This window comes from Streptomyces xanthochromogenes (assembly GCF_014650455.1).
Taxonomy (GTDB): domain Bacteria; phylum Actinomycetota; class Actinomycetes; order Streptomycetales; family Streptomycetaceae; genus Streptomyces; species Streptomyces xanthochromogenes.
Genome location: NZ_BMUZ01000007.1, coordinates 310,162 through 328,834 on the forward strand (window position 1 = coordinate 310,162; position 18,673 = coordinate 328,834).

An 18,673-nucleotide genomic window follows, 5' to 3' on the forward strand; every position below is an offset into this window, starting at 1 on the left:
AGCCCACAAGGCTCCGGGCACCGCCCATGTCCGGGCACGGACGGCCCGGGCTCAGCGCATGAGCACGCCCGCGCCCTCCCCGGTCGTCCCGGTCGGGCCGGCCACCAGCCCGAGCTCCGCGTGCGTCGCGAGACGGCGGTGGGCCGGCAGCACCCGGACCGTGTAGCCGAACGGACCCGTCCGGTCGAGCGCGAGGGGCCCCTCGTACATCCAGCGGCCCTCCAGGTCGGGGCCGCTCGTCGGCTTCAGCGGGAAGGTCTCGGCGTCCGCGATGGTGTCGGCCGCGTCCACCCGGCCCGCCACCGCCTGCACCTCCACGTCCTCGGGCCCCAGCTCCCCGAGCGCCACCCGGACCTTGAGCGCCAGCGTGGAGCCGAGCTCCGCGGTGCCGTTGGGGGCCGCCACCGGGGCCAGCGCCTCGACGTGGTCGACCGCGACCCGCGGCCAGGCACTCCGGACCCGCGCCTTCCACTGGGCCAACTCCACGGCGGTGGTGGCGTCGAGGGCCCGGTGGGCCGCGGCGGCCGGCGCGTACAGACGGGTCACGTACTCCCGCACCATCCGCCCCGCGAGCACCTTGGGGCCGAGCGTGGTGAGGGTCTGGCGGACCATTTCGATCCAGCGGTCCGGCAGCCCGGCCGCGCCGCGGTCGTAGAAGCGCGGGGCGACCCGGTCCTCGATGAGGTCGTAGAGCGCGTTGGCCTCCAGTTCGTCGCGCCGGTCCTCGTCGGTGGCCGCGCCGTCGGCGGTCGGGATGGCCCAGCCGAAGTCGGGCTCGAACCACTCGTCCCACCAGCCGTCCAGGACGGACAGGTTGAGGCAGCCGTTCAGGGCCGCCTTCATGCCGCTCGTCCCGCAGGCCTCCAGGGGGCGCAGCGGGTTGTTGAGCCAGACGTCGCATCCCGGGTAGAGCTTCTGCGCCATCGCCATGCCGTAGTCGGGCAGGAACACGATCCGGTGGCGCACCCTCGGGTCGTCGGCGAACCGCACCAGTTCCTGCACCAGGCGCTTGCCGCCGTCGTCCGCCGGGTGCGCCTTGCCCGCGACGACGATCTGCACCGGCCGGGTCGGGTGCAGGAGCAGCTCCATCAGCCGGTCCCGGTCGCGCAGCATCAGCGTGAGCCGCTTGTACGACGGGACCCGCCGGGCGAAGCCGATGGTGAGGACGTCGGGGCTCAACACCCCGTCGATCCAGCCGAGTTCGGCCGATCCCGCACCACGCTGGCGCCAGGAGGCGCGCAGCCGCTCGCGGGCCTCGACGACGAGCTGTTCGCGCAGCTCCCTGCGCAGCTCCCAGATCTCGGCGTCCGGGATGTCGGCGACCGCGTCCCAGCGCTCGGAGCCGCCCACGGTCAGCGCGTCCTCGGTGCGGGTCGCGCCGATCTGGCGGGCACCGAGCCGCATGACCTCGGGCGCCACCCAGGTGGGGGCGTGCACGCCGTTGGTGACGGAGGTGATCGGCACCTCCTGCGCGTCGAAGCCCGGCCAGAGCCCGGCGAACATCTCCCGGCTGACCGCGCCGTGCAGGGTCGAGACCCCGTTGGCGCGCTGGGCGAGCCGCAGGCCCATGACGGCCATGTTGAAGAGGTTGGGCTCGCCGCCCTGGTAGGTCTCCATGCCGAGCCGGAGGATCTTCTCCACGTCGACACCGGGCAGCTCGCCGTCGTCACCGAGGTGGCGGGCGACCAGCTCGCGGTCGAAGCGGTCGATCCCGGCCGGCACCGGGGTGTGCGTGGTGAACACGGTCCCGGACCGCACCGATTCGAGCGCGGCGTCGAAGTCGAGCCCCTCGCCCGCGAGTTCACGGATGCGTTCGAGCCCGAGGAACCCGGCGTGCCCCTCGTTGGTGTGGAACACCTCGGGCGCGGGGTGGCCGGTGAGGCGGCAGTAGGTGCGCACCGCGCGCACCCCGCCGATGCCGAGCAGCATCTCCTGGAGCAGCCGGTGCTCGCTGCCGCCGCCGTAGAGCCGGTCGGTGACGTCGCGCTCGCCGGGCGCGTTCTCCTCGACGTCGGAGTCGAGCATGAGCAGCGGCACCCGGCCGACCCGGGCCTGCCAGATGTTGGCGTGCAGGGCGCGCCCGCCGGGCAGGGCGAGCGAGACCCTGGCCGGGCTGCCGTCCTCCTCCCGCAGGAGCGAGACCGGCAGCTCGTTGGGGTCGAGCAGGGGGTAGTGCTCCTGCTGCCAGCCGTCCCGCGAGAGCGACTGGCGGAAGTAGCCGTGCCGGTAGAGGAGGCCGACCCCGATGAGCGGTACGCCGAGGTCGCTGGCGGATTTGAGGTGGTCCCCGGCGAGGATGCCGAGGCCGCCGGAGTACTGGGGCAGGGCCGCGGTGATGCCGAACTCGGGCGAGAAGTACCCGATGGCACAAGGGAGTTCGCCGCTCTGCTCCTGGTACCAGCGGCGGCCGTGCAGATAGTCGTCGAGGTCGTCGGCCGCGGCGGTGAGCCGACGCAGGAAGCGGCGGTCCTGGGCGAGCGAGTCGAGCCGGGCGGCGCCGACGGAGCCGAGCAGCCGGACCGGGTCCTCACCCGCCGCCCGCCAGCCGTCGGGGTCCACGGACTGGAAGAGTTCTCTGGTCTCGGTGTGCCAGGACCAGCGCAGATTGCGCGCGAGGTCGCTGAGCGGCCTCAGGGCGTCGGGCAGGACAGGGCGCACGGTGAATCGACGGATTGCCTTCACGCTTCCACCTTTGCAGGGGACGTACGTATCGGGGTGGGCACACCGCGATGTGCGCCCCTCCTTCACCCCCGAAGGTAGTGCCGACGCGCCCCGTCAACCACAGCGCCTCGCGGCCGGTCCCCCGGATTCCGCTTTCCCGCACCACCACCCTGATGGCCCGTCACGAATAAGCCATGCAGGCGGAGTTCACGTCGCCGCCGGGGGAACCCGGAGTGCTCATCTGTCCGAAACCGTTACGCGCAGGTAGTTAACAAGCTGCCGGAATGCCCACCCGTACACCGTGGAAGGCTCATCCGGTAACGCATTCCCGCAGTCTCTCCCGCACGCCATTCGAGTGAACGCGGACAGGAGCGGCCATGCCCGCAGCCGGTCAGCCGTCAACGGAGCAGCTAAAAAGGACAGATTCCCGCAAACGCGGCAAACCCTACCAATCACCCGCAGGTGAGCCCGTGAACCCGAACCCGTCAATCGGCCGCATTCCCGTCCTCGACGTACGCCCCGCCGTCGAGTGCGGCACCAGGCCCGCCAAGGCGGTGACCGGGGAGAGCTTCCAGGTCACCGCCACCGTCTTCCGCGAGGGCCACGACGCCGTCGCCGCCAATGTGGTGCTCAGAGATCCCGGTGGGCGCCCGGGCCCCTTCACTCCCATGCGCGAACTCGCCCCCGGCACCGACCGCTGGGGCGCCGAGGTCTGCGCCGGGGCCGAGGGCCGCTGGACGTACACCGTCGAGGCCTGGAGCGACCCGGTCGCGACCTGGCGCCACCACGCGGGCATCAAGATCCCGGCCCGCCAGGACACCGAGCTCGTCCTGGCCGAGGGCGCGGCGCTGTACGAGCGGGCCGCCGCCGGGGTGCCCAAGACCAAGGGCCGGCGCGAGGCGGTGCTCGCCGCGGTGGACGCCCTGCGCGATGCGAGCCGCACCCCCGCGGCCCGGCTCGCGGCCGCCCTCGCGCCGGAGGTGGACGCCGCCCTCGCCACCCACCCGCTGCGCGATCTGGTCACCGCCTCGGACCCGATGCCGCTGCTCGTCGAGCGCGAGCGCGCCCTGTTCGGCTCCTGGTACGAGCTGTTCCCGCGCTCGGAGGGAGCCGTGGTCAAGGCGCGCGGCAAGCCGGTCTCGGGCACCTTCCGCACGGCGGCCGAGCGGCTTCCCGCGGTCGCCGCGATGGGCTTCGACATCGTCTATCTGCCGCCGATCCATCCCATCGGCACCACCCACCGCAAGGGCGCCAACAATTCCCTGACGGCTAGGAAGTGGGACGTCGGCGTCCCCTGGGCGATCGGCTCGGCGGACGGCGGCCACGACGCGGTCCACCCCGACCTCGGCACCCTGGACGACTTCGACGCCTTCGTGGGCGCCGCCCGCGATCTGCGTCTGGAGGTGGCCCTCGACTTCGCGCTCCAGTGCTCCCCCGACCACCCCTGGGTGCAGAAGCACCCGGAGTGGTTCCACCACCGGGCGGACGGGACGATCGCGTACGCCGAGAACCCGCCGAAGAAGTACCAGGACATCTATCCGATCGCCTTCGACGAGGACATGCCGGGCCTGATCGAGGAGACCGTCCGGCTGCTGCGGTTCTGGATGGGGCACGGCGTGCGGATCTTCCGCGTCGACAACCCCCACACCAAGCCGGTGGTCTTCTGGGACAAGGTCATCGCCGAGATCAACGGCTCCGACCCGGACGTGATCTTCCTGGCCGAGGCGTTCACCCGGCCCGCGATGATGCACACGCTCGGCAAGATCGGGTTCCAGCAGTCCTACACGTACTTCACCTGGCGCAACAGCAAGCACGAGCTCACCGAATACGTCACCGAACTGGCGGGCGAGAGCGCGCCCTACATGCGGCCCAATTTCTTCGTGAACACGCCGGACATCCTGCACGGCTACCTCCAGGAGGGCGGCCGTCCGGCCTTCGAGGTGCGGGCCGTGCTCGCCGCGACCCTCTCCCCCACCTGGGGCGTCTACGCCGGCTACGAGCTGTGCGAGAACGCCCCGGCCAAGCCGGGCAGCGAGGAGTACCTGGACTCGGAGAAGTACCAACTCCGGCCCCGCGAATGGGAGTCGGCCGAGCGCTCGGGCCGCTCCATCGCTCCCCTGATCACCACCCTCAACCGCATCAGGCGTCGCCATCCGGCGCTGCGGCAGCTGCGCTCGGTCCACTTCCACGAGACGGACAACGACGCGCTGATCGCCTACAGCAAGCGCTCGGGATCGAACACCGTTGTGGTGGTCGCCAACCTCGACCCCCACCACACCCAGGAGGCCACGGTCTCGTTGGACATGCCGGCGCTCGGCCTCGCATGGGACGAGACCGTCCCGGTGCGCGACGAGCTCACCGGAGAGACCTACCACTGGGGCAGGGCCAACTACGTGCGCCTAGAGCCGGGCCGAGCGCCCGCGCACATCCTGGTCCTGCGACCGTCCCCGCCGATCGGAGGGTCACCCACACCATGATCGTCAATGAGCCCGTCCACGACACCTTCGAGGACACCCCCGCCAAGGACCGCGACCCCGAGTGGTTCAAGCGTGCGGTGTTCTACGAGGTGCTCGTGCGGTCCTTCCAGGACAGCAACGGCGACGGCGTCGGGGATCTCAAGGGCATCACCGCCAAGCTGGACTATCTGCAATGGCTGGGTGTCGACTGCCTCTGGCTGCCGCCGTTCTTCAAATCCCCACTGCGCGACGGCGGTTACGACGTCTCGGACTACACCGCCGTGCTGCCGGAGTTCGGCGACCTCGCCGACTTCGTCGAGTTCGTGGACGCCGCCCACCAGCGCGGCATGCGCGTGATCATCGACTTCGTGATGAACCACACCAGCGACCAGCACGAGTGGTTCCAGGAGTCCCGCCGGGACCCGGAGGGCCCCTACGGCGACTACTACGTCTGGGCCGACGACGACAAGCAGTTCCAGGACGCCCGGATCATCTTCGTCGACACCGAGACGTCCAACTGGACCTTCGACCCGGTCCGCAAGCAGTACTACTGGCACCGCTTCTTCTCCCACCAGCCCGATCTCAACTACGAGAACCCGGCCGTGCAGGAAGAGATCATCTCCGCGCTGCGCTTCTGGCTCGACCTCGGCATCGACGGCTTCCGCCTGGACGCCGTGCCGTACCTGTACCAGGAGGAGGGAACCAACTGCGAAAACCTTCCGGCAACGCATGAGTTCCTCAAGCGGGTACGGGTCGAGATCGACGCGAGCTACCCGGACACGGTGCTGCTCGCCGAGGCCAACCAGTGGCCCGAGGACGTCGTCGACTACTTCGGCGACTACGCCAAGGGCGGCGACGAGTGCCACATGGCGTTCCACTTCCCGGTGATGCCGCGCATCTTCATGGCGGTGCGCCGCGAGTCGCGCTACCCCGTCTCGGAAATCCTCGCCAAGACCCCGGCGATCCCGAGGAACGCCCAGTGGGGCATCTTCCTGCGCAACCACGACGAGCTCACCCTCGAAATGGTCACGGACGAAGAGCGCGACTACATGTACGCCGAGTACGCGAAGGATCCGCGGATGCGGGCCAACATCGGCATCCGGCGCCGGCTGGCCCCGCTGCTCGACAACGACCGCAACCAGATCGAGCTGTTCACCGCGCTGCTCCTCTCCCTGCCCGGATCGCCGATCCTGTACTACGGCGACGAGATCGGCATGGGCGACAACATCTGGCTCGGCGACCGCGACGCGGTGCGCACCCCGATGCAGTGGACGCCGGACCGCAACGCGGGCTTCTCCTCGTGCGACCCGGGCCGGCTCTATCTGCCCACGATCATGGACCCGGTCTACGGCTACCAGGTGACCAACGTCGAGGCGGCCATGGCCTCGCCGTCCTCGCTCCTGCACTGGACCCGGCGGATGATCGAGATCCGCAAGCAGAACCCCGCCTTCGGCCTCGGCTCGTACACCGAGCTGATGTCGTCGAACCCGGCCGTGCTCGCCTTCCTGCGCGAGTGCGGGGACGACCTGGTGCTGTGCGTGCACAACTTCTCGCGCTTCCCCCAGCCCACCGAGCTCGACCTGCGGGCGTTCAACGGGATGCACCCGGTGGAGCTGATCGGCGGAGTGCGCTTCCCCGCCATCGGCGAATGGCCCTATCTGCTCACCCTGGCCGGCCACGGCTTCTACTGGTTCCGGCTGCGGAAGGACCCCGTTTCCACCGCCGTTTCTCCCGCCGTTTCTCCCGCCATCGGCTGACCGTCGCCCGGGGCGGGGCGGTTTCCACCGCTCCGCCCGGGGCACTCTGAAAGCCGAACCCCGCGCGCCGCCGGACAGCTTCTCGTGCAATCCGGGACACTCTGCGCAAATCGATTGTGTGCCCGGGGAAAGGATGCGCCGCCATGCCGAAGGCCGCACCGCCCCGTACCACCGGCCTCCCAGCCACCCGGCTGCTGACCTCGCTCGCCCCGCTTCTGCACGAATGGCTGCCCCGGCAGCGCTGGTTCGCGGGCAAGGGGCGGCCCGTGACCGACTTCGTGCTGCTCACCGCGACCGAGCTGCTGCCCGGCTTCCTGCACCTGCTCGTCCGCGCCGAGCACGCGCCCCTGGCGCTGCCCGCGGATGCGGCGCCGGGGCCGGCCGACTGCTACCAGCTCCTGATCGGCGTGCGCGACCAGCTCCCGCCGCGGCTCGCCCCCGCCCTCATCGGCCGCGCGACCCAGGGCCCGCTGGCCGGGCGGACGGTCTACGACGCCCTCCAGGACCCGCAGTCCGCGGCCCTGCTCCTGGAGCGGCTGCGCACCCCGGGCTCGGTCGGCCCGCTCAGCTTCGAGCACGACCCCGAGGTGACGATCCCGCCGGGACTCGCGCCGCGCCTGCTCGGCGTGGAGCAGTCCAACTCCTCGCTGGTGTACGGAGATACGTTCATTCTCAAGGTGTTCCGGCGGGTGCAGCCGGGCGTCAACCCGGATCTGGAACTGCCGTGGGCCCTGGCCCGCCAGGGCTGTGCCCGGGTGCCGGCGCCCGCCGCCTGGTTCCGCACCTCCGAGCCGGAGGCGGCCACCCTCGGCGTGCTCCAGCCGTTCCTGCGCGGCGCCGACGACGGCTGGACCCTGGCGCTCGCCTCGCTCGCCCAGGACCGGCCCTTCACCCGGCAGGCGTTCGAGCTCGGGCAGGCCACCGCCGAGGTGCACCTGGCCCTGGCCGACGCCTTCCCGCCGGTCACCCTCGGCCGTCCGCAGACGGCCGCGATCGCCGCCGCGATGACGGAGCGCCTGGACGCCACCGCCCAGGCGGTGCCCGCGCTCGCGCCCCACGTATCCGGACTGCGGGCCGCGTTCGAGGCGGTCGCCGCCCTCGATTCGGCGGGCACGGCGCAGCGCGTGCACGGCGATCTGCACCTGGGCCAGGCACTGCGGCCCGCCGACGGGTCCTGGTCGGTGATCGACTTCGAGGGCGAGCCGGCCCGCCCGCTCGCCGAGCGCCGCCGCCCCCAGCCACCCGTCCGCGACGTCGCGGGCATGCTCCGCTCCTTCGACTACGCGTCCTGCACCGCGCGGCCCCCGAACCCGCAGTGGGCCAAGGAGTGCCGGGCCGCCTACTGCGACGGATACGCGGCCCGGGCGGGCTCGGACCCGCGCGACGCCCCCGAGCTGCTGCGCGCGTACGAGACCGACAAGGCGGTGTACGAGGTGCTCTACGAGGCCCGGCACCGACCCGACTGGCTGCCCGTGCCCATGGCGGCGGTCCGCCGTCTGGCCGGTGCCTGAACCCGCCCTGGAATGACGCCACTTGAGGAGGCCGACCCCGTGACCCCCCGCCCCGCCCGCAACTCCTCCGAGCCCGCTCCCGGCACCGCCGAACCCGTGGCGGCGGCGAAGCCCGCCAAGGCCCCGGCGAAGTCGGCCAAGGCGCCGGCCAAGGCCGCCAAGAAGCCGCCCGCGCCGCGCCGGGCCGCGAGTCGCGGCGTACGGCCCGCCCCCGCCCTGGACGCTGCGGAACGGGGCCGCCTGCTCGCGGGCGGGCACCACGACCCGCACTCCCTGCTCGGCGCGCATCCCCTGCGCGGCGGGGTGGTGTTCCGGGCGCTGCGCCCGTTCGCGGAGGCCGTGACCGTGCTCGGCAAGGGGCTGCGCGCCGAGCTCCACAACGACGGCGACGGGCTGTTCTCCGGGGTGCTGCCGCTGAGCGAGATCCCCGAGTACACCCTGCTCGTCAGCTACGCGGACGCCGAGATCGAGGTGCAGGACCCGTACCGCTTCCTGCCCTCGCTCGGCGACCTCGACCTGTATCTGATCGGCGAGGGCCGCCACGAGGAGCTGTGGACGGCCCTGGGCGCCCGCCCCATGAGCCACCAGGGCGTGACCGGCACCCGCTTCACCGTCTGGGCCCCCAATGCCCAAGGCGTGCGTGTGACCGGGGACTTCAGCTACTGGAACGGCACCGCGCACCCCATGCGTTCGCTCGGCTCGACCGGGGTGTGGGAGCTGTTCCTGCCGGGGGTCGGCGACGGGGCGCTGTACAAGTTCGAGATCATGCGGCCCGACGGCAGCCACACCCTGCGGGCCGACCCGATGGCCCAGCGCACGGAGGTGCCGCCCGCCAACGCCTCGATCGTCACCGAGTCGCACCACGTCTGGCGCGACCAGGAGTGGATGGCACGGCGGTCCGCGCGGCCGGTGCACGAGGCCCCGTTCTCCGTCTACGAGGTCCATCTGGCTTCCTGGCGGCCCCGTTTGACGTACCGCCAGCTGGCCGACCAGCTTCCGGCCTACGTCAAAGACCTCGGTTTCACGCATGTGGAGTTCCTGCCGGTGGCGGAGCATCCCTACGGCGGATCGTGGGGCTATCAGGTCACCGGCTTCTACGCGCCCACGTCCCGGATGGGCACGCCCGACGACTTCCGCTTCCTGGTGGACGCGCTGCACGAGGCGGGCATCGGGGTGCTCGTGGACTGGGTGCCCGCGCACTTCCCCAAGGACGACTGGGCGCTGGCCGAGTTCGACGGGCGCACCCTGTACGAGCACGAGGACCCGCTGCGGGCCGAGCACCCCGACTGGGGCACCCTGGAGTTCGACTACGGCCGCAAGGAGGTCCGCAACTTCCTTGTGGCGAACGCCACTTACTGGTGCGAGGAGTTCCACGTCGACGGGCTGCGGGTCGACGCGGTGGCCTCCATGCTCTATCTGGACTACTCACGCGAGCACGGCGAGTGGACCCCCAACGAGCACGGCGGCCGCGAGAACCTGGACGCGGTGGCGTTCCTTCAGGAGATGAACGCGACGGTCTACCGGCGCTGCCCGGGCGTCGTGACCGTCGCGGAGGAGTCCACGGCCTGGGACGGGGTGACCCGCCCCACCGACCACGGCGGCCTGGGCTTCGGCCTGAAGTGGAACATGGGCTGGATGCACGACTCGCTGGGCTACGTCCAGCACGAGCCGGTGCACCGCAAGTACCACCACAGCGAGATGACGTTCTCGATGGTGTACGCGTACAGCGAGAACTACGTACTGCCGATCTCGCACGACGAGGTGGTCCACGGCAAGCGGGCCCTGGTGTCGAAGATGCCCGGTGACTGGTGGCAGCAGCGCGCCACCCACCGCGCCTACCTCGGCTTCATGTGGGCCCACCCCGGCAAGCAACTCCTGTTCATGGGCCAGGAGTTCGCACAGGGCGCCGAGTGGTCGGAGGGCCACGGCCCGGACTGGTGGCTGCTCGACCCCTCCTACGGTGCGGAGTCGGACCACCGGGGCGTCCGCGACCTGGTGCGCGATCTGAACACGGTGTACGCGGCGCAGCCCGCGCTGTGGGAGCGCGACACCGATCCGTCGGGCTTCTCGTGGGTGGCGGGCGACGCGGCCGAGGACAACGTGTTCGCGTTCCTGCGCCACGACGCCTCGGGCGCCCCTCTCCTGTCGGTGTCCAACTTCTCTCCGGTGGTGCGGGCGGAGTACCGGCTGGGCGTGCCGGAGGGGCCTGGTGCCTGGCAGGAGGTCCTCAACACGGACGAGTCCCGCTACGGAGGAGGCGGCGTCGGCAACCCGGACCCCCTGAAGCCGGAGGCGACCGAGTCCCACGGCCGGCCCACCTCCCTCTCCGTGACGCTGCCGCCGCTGGCCACGGTCTGGTTCCGGCCGGTGTGAGCGGGCACCACCGCGCCCCGGCCGACGACGAGTCGGCCGGGGCGCGGTGGCATGTCCGGGGTCCTACGCCCGCTCGAACCGCAGGGTGCGCAGTTCGAAGGGGCGCAGGGTCAGCTCCACCGGGCCCGACGTCTGCTCCGCCTGCCCGAGCGGGCGCTCCAGGAGGTCGGTCGTGGTGACCGACGCCGTCGGGAAGCCCGGGGTCAGGGTGGCGCGGGCGCGGCCGCCGTGTGCCTCGTGGAAGCGGACGACCACGTCGCCGCTGCCGTCGTCCGCCAGCTTCACCGCGGTCACCACGACCGCGTCGTTGTCGACCTCGGCCAGCGGGGCGACCGGTCCGGCGCCGGGGAGCGTGCGCTCGGGAAGGTTCACGACGTAGCCCTCGCGCACCGCGTCCCCGATCGTCGCGCCCGGCACCAGCGCGTGCCGGAAGCGGTGCGGGCCCTGGTCGGTCTCGGGGTCGGGGAAGCGGGGAGCGCGGAGCAGCGAGACCCGCAGGGTCGTCGTCGTACCCGAGTCCTCGGGCCGTACCGTGCGCGTCACGTCGTGGCCGTACGTCGAGTCGGTGACCAGGGCCACGCCCCAGCCGGGCTCCTCCAGGTGCACGAAGCGGTGGTTGCAGGCCTCGAACTTGGCCGCCTCCCAGCTCGTGTTGGTGTGTGTGGCCCGGTAGAAGTGGCCGAACTGGGTCTCGGACGCGTACCGCTCTGCGTGCACGTCCAGCGGGAAGGCCAGCTTCAGGAACTTCTCCGTCTCGTGCCAGTCCACCTCCGTGACGATGTCCAGCCGGGACGCCCCGGGGGCCAGGGTCAGGGTCTGGGTCGCCTTCGAGGACCCGAACGAGCGGACCACCCGCACCGAGGCGCCCTCGCCCGCCGCCACCTCGTCCGCCTCGACCAGGTCGGTCACCGTGTTGCGGTAGAACGCGTCCACGTCCCACGCGTCCCACATGTTCGGGAAGTCGGGGTGCATCTGGAGCAGGTTCGCGGGGCGGCCGGGCGCGATCGTCTCCCGGCCGGCGGTGAGGTCGTACGCGGAGACGACGAGGCCGCGCTCGTCGACCTCCACCCGCAGGAGGCCGTTCGACAGGACGAAGCCGCCGTCCGCACGGTCCGACAGCTCGGCCGGCTCCTCGCCGGCCGGCACCGCTGCCCCGCCCGCCGCGATGCCGTGCCGTGCGTGCGGGGTCGCGTTGAAGACCAGGGTCTGAGTGCCCTCGCCCGCGAGCGCGCGCTGGGCCTTCTCGACGAGGCCGGTCAGCTCGGCAGCGACCGCCGCATACGTCTTCTCCGCCTCGCGGTGCACCCAGGCGATCGACGAGCCCGGCAGGATGTCGTGGAACTGGTGCAGCAGGACCGTCTTCCAGATGCGGTCCAACTCCTCGTAGGGGTAGGCGAATTCGGGCACGCGCACCGCCGCCGTCGCCGACCACAGCTCCGCCTCGCGCAGCAGGTGCTCGCTCCTGCGGTTGCCCTGCTTCGTCTTCGCCTGGCTCGTGAGCGTCGCCCGGTGCAGCTCCAGGTACAGCTCGCCCACCCACACCGGCGGGTTCTTGTACTCCTCCTCCGCCTTCGCGAAGAACTCGGCCGGGGTCTCCCACACGACCTGCGCACTGCCCTCCAGGTCGCGCAGACGGGCCGCCTTGGCGATCATCTCGCGGGTGGTGCCGCCGCCCCCGTCGCCCCAGCCGGTCGGCGCGAGCGAGTGCCGGGCGACGCCCTTGTCCTTGAAGTTCCTGGCCGCGTGGGCGATTTCACTGCCCTTCATGGCGCAGTTGTAGGTGTCGACCGGCGGGAAGTGCGTGAAGATCCGGGTGCCGTCGATGCCCTCCCACTGGAAGGTGTGGTGCGGGAACTTGTTGGTCTGCGACCAGGAGATCTTCTGCGTGAGCAGCCACTTGGAGCCCGCCGCCTTGATGATCTGCGGCAGGCCCGCGGCGAAGCCGAACGTGTCGGGCAGCCACGCCTCGTCGTTCTCCACGCCGAACTCGTCGATGAAGAACCGCTTGCCGTGCACGAACTGACGGGCCATCGCCTCCGAGCCCGGCATGTTGGTGTCGGCCTCGACCCACATGCCGCCGGCCGGTACGAACCGGCCGTCGGACACCGCCTTGACCACCTTCGCCCACACCTCGGGCCGGTGCTCCTTGATCCAGGCCCACTGCTGGGCCTGCGACATCGAGAAGATGAACTCGGGCTCGTCCTCAAGCAGGGCCGTCATGTTGGACGTCGTGCGCGCCACCTTGCGCACCGTCTCGCGCAGCGGCCACAGCCACGCCGAGTCGATGTGGGCGTGGCCCACCGCGCTGATCCGGTGCGCGGATGGCTCGGCGGGCGAGGAGAGGACCTCGGTCAGCTCCGAACGGGCCGCCGCGGCGGTGCCGTTGACGTCCTGGAGGTCGAGCGCGTCCAGGGCCCGGTCCACCGCGCGCAGGACGTCCCAGCGCCGGCCGGAGTCGACGGGCAGCTCCGCCATCAGCTCGCCGAGCACCTCCAGGTCGATGACCAGGCGCCACACCGTCTCGTCGAACACCGCGAGGTCCATGCGGGTCAGCCGGTACAGCGGGTCGCGGTGCGAGGTCTCGATGTCGCCGAGGGCCGTCGGCACGAAGGGGTGGTAGTCGAGCAGGACCGGGTTGGAGGCGGCCTCGATGTGCAGGCGGACCTCTTCGCCGCCGTCGACCGGGGCGCCGATGCGGACCCACTGGTTGCGCGGGTTGAGGCCCTTCACCGGGGTGCCGTCGGGCCGATAGACCAGGCCCTCGCACTGGAAGCCCGGCATGTTCTCGTCGAAGCCGAGGTCGAGCAGGGCCTCCACCGACTTGCCCGCCCACTCCTCGGGCACGGTCCCGGTCACCCGGAACCAGCTGGTGCCCCAGGGCGGACCCCACAGGTCGCCGACCGCGACCGGCGTCACCGGCGCGGCCAGGCCCTCCTCCACCGGTACCGGTTCATCCGGCGCGTTCCAGACGGCGACCTCCAGCGGCACCGACTCCGGGTACACGGCGGGGCGGACGCGCTCGTCCAGAACGCGCTTGAGGCGGGCTTCGACCAGGCCGCGGTCGTCATGCATGAGGGTGCTCCGTTCGGATGGGTGGATCTACCGGGTGGGGACGGCGGGGGCCGGATGGGGCGCGGTGTGAGGATCCCCCGCCGTCCGTACGCCGAACCGGCCCGGCGGCCGGGCGCGGCTGGTACCGGCCCGGCGCAGGTGAGGTGTCACCGGACCTGGTCGGGGGTGACGACGTCGGTGATGCCGCGCGCCAGGAGGTGGGCCCGGTCGTCGGCGCGGGTGGCGAGGACGGTGGTGGGACGGGCGCCGTCCGCGGTGAGCCGGAAGAACGCCTCGAAGACGGCTCCCCCGGGTGCGCACGCGGAGCGGGCGGCCGGGTCCGCGGGCACGGCGAGCGCGGTCGTGCGGGGCGCGGGGGCGTAGGTGCGGGCTCCCTCGCGGAACGCGGCGGCGGCCCGGGCGAGCACCCGGGCGGTGTCCTTGGGCGTGCCGTCGTTGGTCAACAGGCCCAGCCCGTATTCGAGTTCGGGGAAGTCGGCGAGCTCGCGCGAGACGTCGTGCGAGCACCACCAGGTGATGCCCCACAGGTCGGGGCAGTCCAGGGCGTTCTCCACGGTCGCCTCGGTGAAGGCGGCCGCGTGCGCGGGCGGCACGAGGGGGGCCGGGGCGCCGACCTCCTGGAGCCAGACCGGCCGGTGCGGGTCGTCGGCCCACGCCTTGGACAGCTCGACGAGGTAGGCGGCGTGGTGCTCGCTCGGCACCGACGCACGGCCGTGGCGTTGCGCGGTGCCGTTGAAGACCCAGGAGTGCACGGCGGTCACGGCGCCGCGCCGGGCCGCCTGGGCCGGGGTGAACGGCATGTCGTCCTGGTACCAGCACGCGTCGTACTCGGCGTGCAGGTGCAGCTTGCCCGGCGCTCCCTCCGCGCAGGCCGCCAGCATCCGCTCCAGCCAGCGGTCGACCTCGGCCTCGGTGGCCCGGTCGGGGTCGGGGTGGGGCCCGGCGGAGAACTGGTTGACCTCGTTGCCGAGCGTCATGCCGATGAAGTTGGGCCGGTCGGCGAGGGCCGCCGCCAGGGTGCGCAGATAGGCGGCCTGCCCGTCGACGACCTCGGGGTCGGTGAACAGGTTGCGGCGGTGCCAGGTCCTCGTCCAGGCGGGCAGGAAGTCGAAGCTCGACAGATGCCCCTGGAGACCGTCGACGTTGACGTCGAGGCCGCGCTCGGCGGCGGCGTCCGCGAGGTCGACGAGCTGCTCGACGGCGCGGGGACGGATCAGGGTGCGGTTGGGCTGGAAGTACGGCCAGAGCGGGAAGACGCGTATGTGGTCGAGGCCGAGGGCCGCGATCGCGTCGAGGTCGGTCCGGACGGCATCCGGGTCGTAGTCGAGCCAGTGGTGGAACCAGCCTTGGCTGGGCGTGTAGTTGACGCCGAAGCGCGGGGCTGCCATGGGATGGACTCCAAGGTAGTTCTCTGGAAGGGGAGTTGAGGGTCCCGCGCGTGACGGGTCAGCCCTTGACCGCGCCTTCGCCGACTCCGCGGAAGAAGAACCGCTGGAGGCAGGCGAACATCACGATCAGCGGCGCGACGGCGATGATGGTGCCCGCCGCGACGATGCGCTGGTTGTTGGAGAACGTGCCTTGCAGGAAGTTCAGGCCGACGGTCAGCGTGAAGTGGTCCGAGTCCGAGAGGACGATCAGGGGCCACAGGAAGTCGTCCCAGGCGCCCATGAAGGAGAAGATCGCGACGACCGCGAGGGTTCCCTTCACGGCGGGCAGGGCGATCCTGGTGAAGCGCTGCCAGACGTTGGCGCCGTCGACGATGGCCGCCTCTTCGATCTCGTACGGGATGTTGTCGAAGGCGTTGCGCATGAGGAGCACGTTCATCGCGCCGATGCAGCCCGGCAGCACCACGGCGACCAGGGTGTTGTTCAGTTCCAGGGAGCGCATGGTGGCGAACTGGGCCAGCATGGTCGCTTCCATCGGCACCAGGAGCGCGAGCACGAAGACGATCGCGGCGACGCCCCGGCCCTTGAAGCGGAGCCGGGAGAGCGCGTAGCCGGCCATGGCCGCGCCGATCACGTTGGTCAGGACGTTGCTGACGGCCACCTTCACGGAGTTCAGGATGAAGTCCCAGACGGGGATGATGTCCGCGACGCCCCGGTAGTTGGCGAAGGTGGGGTGCTCGGGCAGCAGTCGGGGAGGCGAGGTGTAGATGTCCTCGGTGGTGCCCTTGAGCGAGGTCGACAGCTGCCACAGGAACGGCCCGATCATGATGAGCAGCACGATCACGAGTGCCGCGTACCGCAGGGCCCTGCGCCAGCGGGGGGCGCGGGTGCGACGGGGTGCGGCCGGGTGGTGGGTGACGGCGGCCATCAGCGGGTGTCCTTCCGGTCGGCCATCAGTCCTTGTCCTTCCGGTCGGCGCGCAGCACGAGGAGCATCAGGACCAGGGTCAGCAGGAACAGCACGATCGACATGGCCGAGGCGTAGCCGGTGCGGCCCTGGAGACCGGTGCCGGTCCGCTGGATGAGCATGACGAGGGTGGTGTCGGTGCCGCCGGGTCCCCCGGTCGGGCCGGCGATCATGAAGACCTCGGTGAAGACCTTGAAGGCGGAGACCGAGGAGAGCGCGCCGACCAGGACCATGGTGGAGCGCACGGACGGCATGGTGATGGAGACGAAGCGCCGGATCGGCCCGGCTCCGTCCACCTCGGCGGCCTCGTGCAGTTCCCTGGGTACGTTCGCGAGCGCGGCCAGATAAATGATCATGTAGTAGCCGAGCCCCTTCCACACCGTCAGGGCCATCGAACTGAGCAGCAGCAGCCACTGGTTGGACAGGAACGGCACCGGGTCGACGCCCACCAGGTGAAGGACGCCGTTGATGAATCCGCGGTCGTCCAGCATCCACACCCACATCAGGGCCACGACGACCACGGACGCCACGACGGGCGTGTAGTAGGCGGACCGGAAGAAGGCGATGCCGGGGATGTGGCGCTGCACCAGGAGGGCGAGCAGCAGCGGCAGCAGGACCAGGCACGGCACGACCAGGACCACGTACAGGGCGCTGTTGCGCAGGGCGACCCAGAACTGGTCGTCGTGCACGAGGGCCGTGAAGTTGTCGAAGCCGACGAATTCGCCGGTGGTCAGGGTGCGGGCGTCGGTGAACGACTTCCACACCGTGGCGAGGAACGGGTAGAGGTTGAAGGCGAGGGTGATCAGGAGTCCGGGGGCCAGGAACAGCCAGGGGCTGAACGCCTTGTGCGTACGGCCGGCGGGGCGGCCCGCGCGCCGGCCGGGGGCGGCGGTGCGCGGGCGGCCCGCGGCCCCCTTCGTGGCGACGGTCGGTGTCGAGGTGCTCATGACCGGGACCGCCGGGTGACGGGGGTGGAGGGGCTCATCGCTCGATCACCGGGTCACTTCTGCTGGATCAGCTTGGTCATCTGGTTGGCCGCGCTGTCCAGGGCCTGCTTGGGCGACTCCTTGCCCTGGAGACACTTGGCTGTCTCGTTGCGCAGGATCGTCTTCATCTCGTCGCTGAACAGCACCGGCGTGTAGTTGACGGCGGTCGGCAGCATCTTGGCCGAGGCGACCCGGATCTTGCCCTCCTCGGTGCCGTCGGCCTTCGTCCAGTACTCCTTGTCGAGCGACCCCTTGGTGCTGGGGAAGACGGCGACCTTGTGGCCGAAGTCCTCCTGGTTCTTCTGGTCCGTGACGAAGTGCGCGAAGGCGAGGGCGGTCGCGGCGTTCTTGCTCTGCGAGTTGACCGAGAGTCCCTGCAAGTACATGTTCTGCTTGCCAGTGTTGGTCGGTACGTCCGTGATGCCGAGGCTGTTGTAGAGCGACGGGGCGTTCTTCTTGAAGGTGTCCAGGTCGTGGGCGCTGCCCGGGTTCATGGCCACCTCCTGCTGGAGGAACTTCTGCCCGGCCGTCTCGGCGGTGAGCGTCAGCGCCTGCTTGTGGAGCCCGCCCTCCTTGAACATCGTCTGATACTTCGTCAGGAACTCGACGCCCTTGGCGTCGTTGAAGGTGAACTTCGTGCCGTCCTCGCTCATGATCTGGACGCCGTAGCGCCCGAAGTCCTCGACGGTCGGCGGCTGCGCGAGGGTGGCCTTGCCCTTCTGCGCCAACTGCCCGGCATCCGCGAAGAGTTCGTCGAAGGTCTTCGGCGCCTTGTCGGGGTCGAGCCCGGCGTCCTTGAACATGGACTTGTTGTAGAAGAGCGGGCCGGTGTTCAGGTACCAGGGGAAGGCGTACGAGCCCTCCAGCCCCGGCATGTCGAAGCCCTGCCAGGCGCCGTCCAGGTACTCGGGCTTGAACTTGGCGGCGACCTTGTCCTTGTCCAGGTTGAGCAGCGTCCCGGCCTTGGCGAGCGGATAGGCGAGGTCCGGGGAGAGGTTCACGACATCGGGGAGAGTGCCGGCGGTGGCGTCCGCGCTCAGCTTGTCGGCGTAGTTGTCGGCGGGCTGGTCGACCCACTTCACCGTGGTGCCGGGGTTGGCCTTCTCGAAGTCCTTGATGACGCCTTCGAAGTAGTCCTTGAAGTTGGCGCGGAGGTTCCAGGTCTGGAACTTGATCTCGCCCTCGACCTTCCCGTCGGTGGCCGACCCCTTGCCGCTCCCGCCGCCACCGCACGCGGTGAGCAGGGTGAGCGAGAGGGCGGCGCCGAGACCTACGGCCGTCCGGATCGCGACACTGCGATGAATGGACATGAGTGGCTGACTCCTTCGCCTCGTCCCGATGACGTTGCCGCACACCATGCAGCGCGAATTAATTGGCCGTCAATAGCGAATAAGTGGACCGATTGACTAAACGAGCAGGTCAGGGGCACTAAAAAGGACTAAAGTCCTGAATCTTTGCGGCTTACTAAGGCGGTTTAGTGCGATTCAACTAAACCGCGTTACCATC

At 70.7% G+C, this 18,673-nt stretch carries 10 protein-coding genes; 4 read left to right on the forward strand and 6 right to left on the reverse strand.

The annotated features are described in order from the left end of the window. Positions 1–51: 51 nt before the first annotated feature. Positions 52–2,682, reverse strand: a complete 2,631-nt coding sequence (gene glgP, locus IE267_RS20390; RefSeq protein WP_189764178.1) for an alpha-glucan family phosphorylase — start codon at positions 2,680–2,682, stop codon at positions 52–54. Between the two features lie 356 nt (positions 2,683–3,038). Between glgP and IE267_RS20395 the strand changes: the two genes are divergently transcribed. The 4 genes from IE267_RS20395 to glgB all read left to right on the forward strand — a co-directional run bounded on the left by IE267_RS20395 (position 3,039) and on the right by glgB (position 10,758). Continuing rightward, a complete protein-coding gene (locus IE267_RS20395; RefSeq protein WP_189764179.1) occupies positions 3,039–5,138 on the forward strand; it encodes an alpha-1,4-glucan--maltose-1-phosphate maltosyltransferase in 2,100 nt (699 codons plus the stop codon). Then, positions 5,135–6,874 (forward strand): maltose alpha-D-glucosyltransferase, encoded by a 1,740-nt coding sequence (treS, locus tag IE267_RS20400; protein WP_167156783.1) that lies wholly within the window; start codon positions 5,135–5,137, stop codon positions 6,872–6,874. Before IE267_RS20395 ends, treS begins: the two co-directional genes overlap by 4 nt. Before the next feature lie 143 nt (positions 6,875–7,017). Next, a complete protein-coding gene (locus tag IE267_RS20405; protein ID WP_189764180.1) occupies positions 7,018–8,385 on the forward strand; it encodes a maltokinase N-terminal cap-like domain-containing protein in 1,368 nt (455 codons plus the stop codon). A 12-nt stretch (positions 8,386–8,397) separates the two neighbouring features. Then, positions 8,398–10,758, forward strand: a complete 2,361-nt coding sequence (gene glgB, locus IE267_RS20410; RefSeq protein ID WP_189764181.1) for a 1,4-alpha-glucan branching enzyme — start codon at positions 8,398–8,400, stop codon at positions 10,756–10,758. Between the two features lie 63 nt (positions 10,759–10,821). On the opposite strand, the gene IE267_RS20415 is transcribed toward glgB, so the two are convergent. The 5 genes from IE267_RS20415 to IE267_RS20435 all read right to left on the reverse strand — a co-directional run bounded on the left by IE267_RS20415 (position 10,822) and on the right by IE267_RS20435 (position 18,477). After that, positions 10,822–13,830, reverse strand: a complete 3,009-nt coding sequence (locus tag IE267_RS20415) for an alpha-mannosidase (RefSeq protein ID WP_189764182.1) — start codon at positions 13,828–13,830, stop codon at positions 10,822–10,824. Positions 13,831–13,976: 146 nt separating this feature from the next. Next, positions 13,977–15,218, reverse strand: a complete 1,242-nt coding sequence (locus IE267_RS20420) for a glycoside hydrolase 5 family protein (protein WP_189764183.1) — start codon at positions 15,216–15,218, stop codon at positions 13,977–13,979. 58 nt (positions 15,219–15,276) lie between these two features. Continuing rightward, a complete protein-coding gene (locus tag IE267_RS20425) occupies positions 15,277–16,143 on the reverse strand; it encodes a carbohydrate ABC transporter permease (RefSeq protein ID WP_167156793.1) in 867 nt (288 codons plus the stop codon). A 25-nt stretch (positions 16,144–16,168) separates the two neighbouring features. After that, positions 16,169–17,128 carry a carbohydrate ABC transporter permease gene (locus IE267_RS20430; protein ID WP_189764184.1) on the reverse strand — a complete coding sequence of 320 codons (960 nt, stop codon included), beginning with the start codon at positions 17,126–17,128 and terminating at the stop codon, positions 16,169–16,171. A 53-nt stretch (positions 17,129–17,181) separates the two neighbouring features. Then, positions 17,182–18,477, reverse strand: coding sequence for an ABC transporter substrate-binding protein (locus tag IE267_RS20435; protein WP_167156797.1), 1,296 nt, complete (start codon positions 18,475–18,477; stop codon positions 17,182–17,184). Between the last annotated feature and the right edge of the window lie 196 nt (positions 18,478–18,673).

Bases quoted from the DNA above. Each gene is read 5' to 3' on its own strand.
- IE267_RS20395 (WP_189764179.1), top strand. From the start codon at position 3,039: ATGCCCGCAGCCGGTCAGCCGTCAACGGAGCAGCTAAAAAGGACAGAT.
- treS (WP_167156783.1), top strand. From the start codon at position 5,135: ATGATCGTCAATGAGCCCGTCCACGACACCTTCGAGGACACCCCCGCC.
- IE267_RS20405 (WP_189764180.1), top strand. From the start codon at position 7,018: ATGCCGAAGGCCGCACCGCCCCGTACCACCGGCCTCCCAGCCACCCGG.
- glgB (WP_189764181.1), top strand. From the start codon at position 8,398: ATGACGCCACTTGAGGAGGCCGACCCCGTGACCCCCCGCCCCGCCCGC.
- IE267_RS20415 (WP_189764182.1), bottom strand. From the start codon at position 13,830: ATGCATGACGACCGCGGCCTGGTCGAAGCCCGCCTCAAGCGCGTTCTG.
- IE267_RS20420 (WP_189764183.1), bottom strand. From the start codon at position 15,218: ATGGCAGCCCCGCGCTTCGGCGTCAACTACACGCCCAGCCAAGGCTGG.
- IE267_RS20425 (WP_167156793.1), bottom strand. From the start codon at position 16,143: ATGGCCGCCGTCACCCACCACCCGGCCGCACCCCGTCGCACCCGCGCC.
- IE267_RS20430 (WP_189764184.1), bottom strand. From the start codon at position 17,128: ATGAGCACCTCGACACCGACCGTCGCCACGAAGGGGGCCGCGGGCCGC.
- IE267_RS20435 (WP_167156797.1), bottom strand. From the start codon at position 18,477: ATGTCCATTCATCGCAGTGTCGCGATCCGGACGGCCGTAGGTCTCGGC.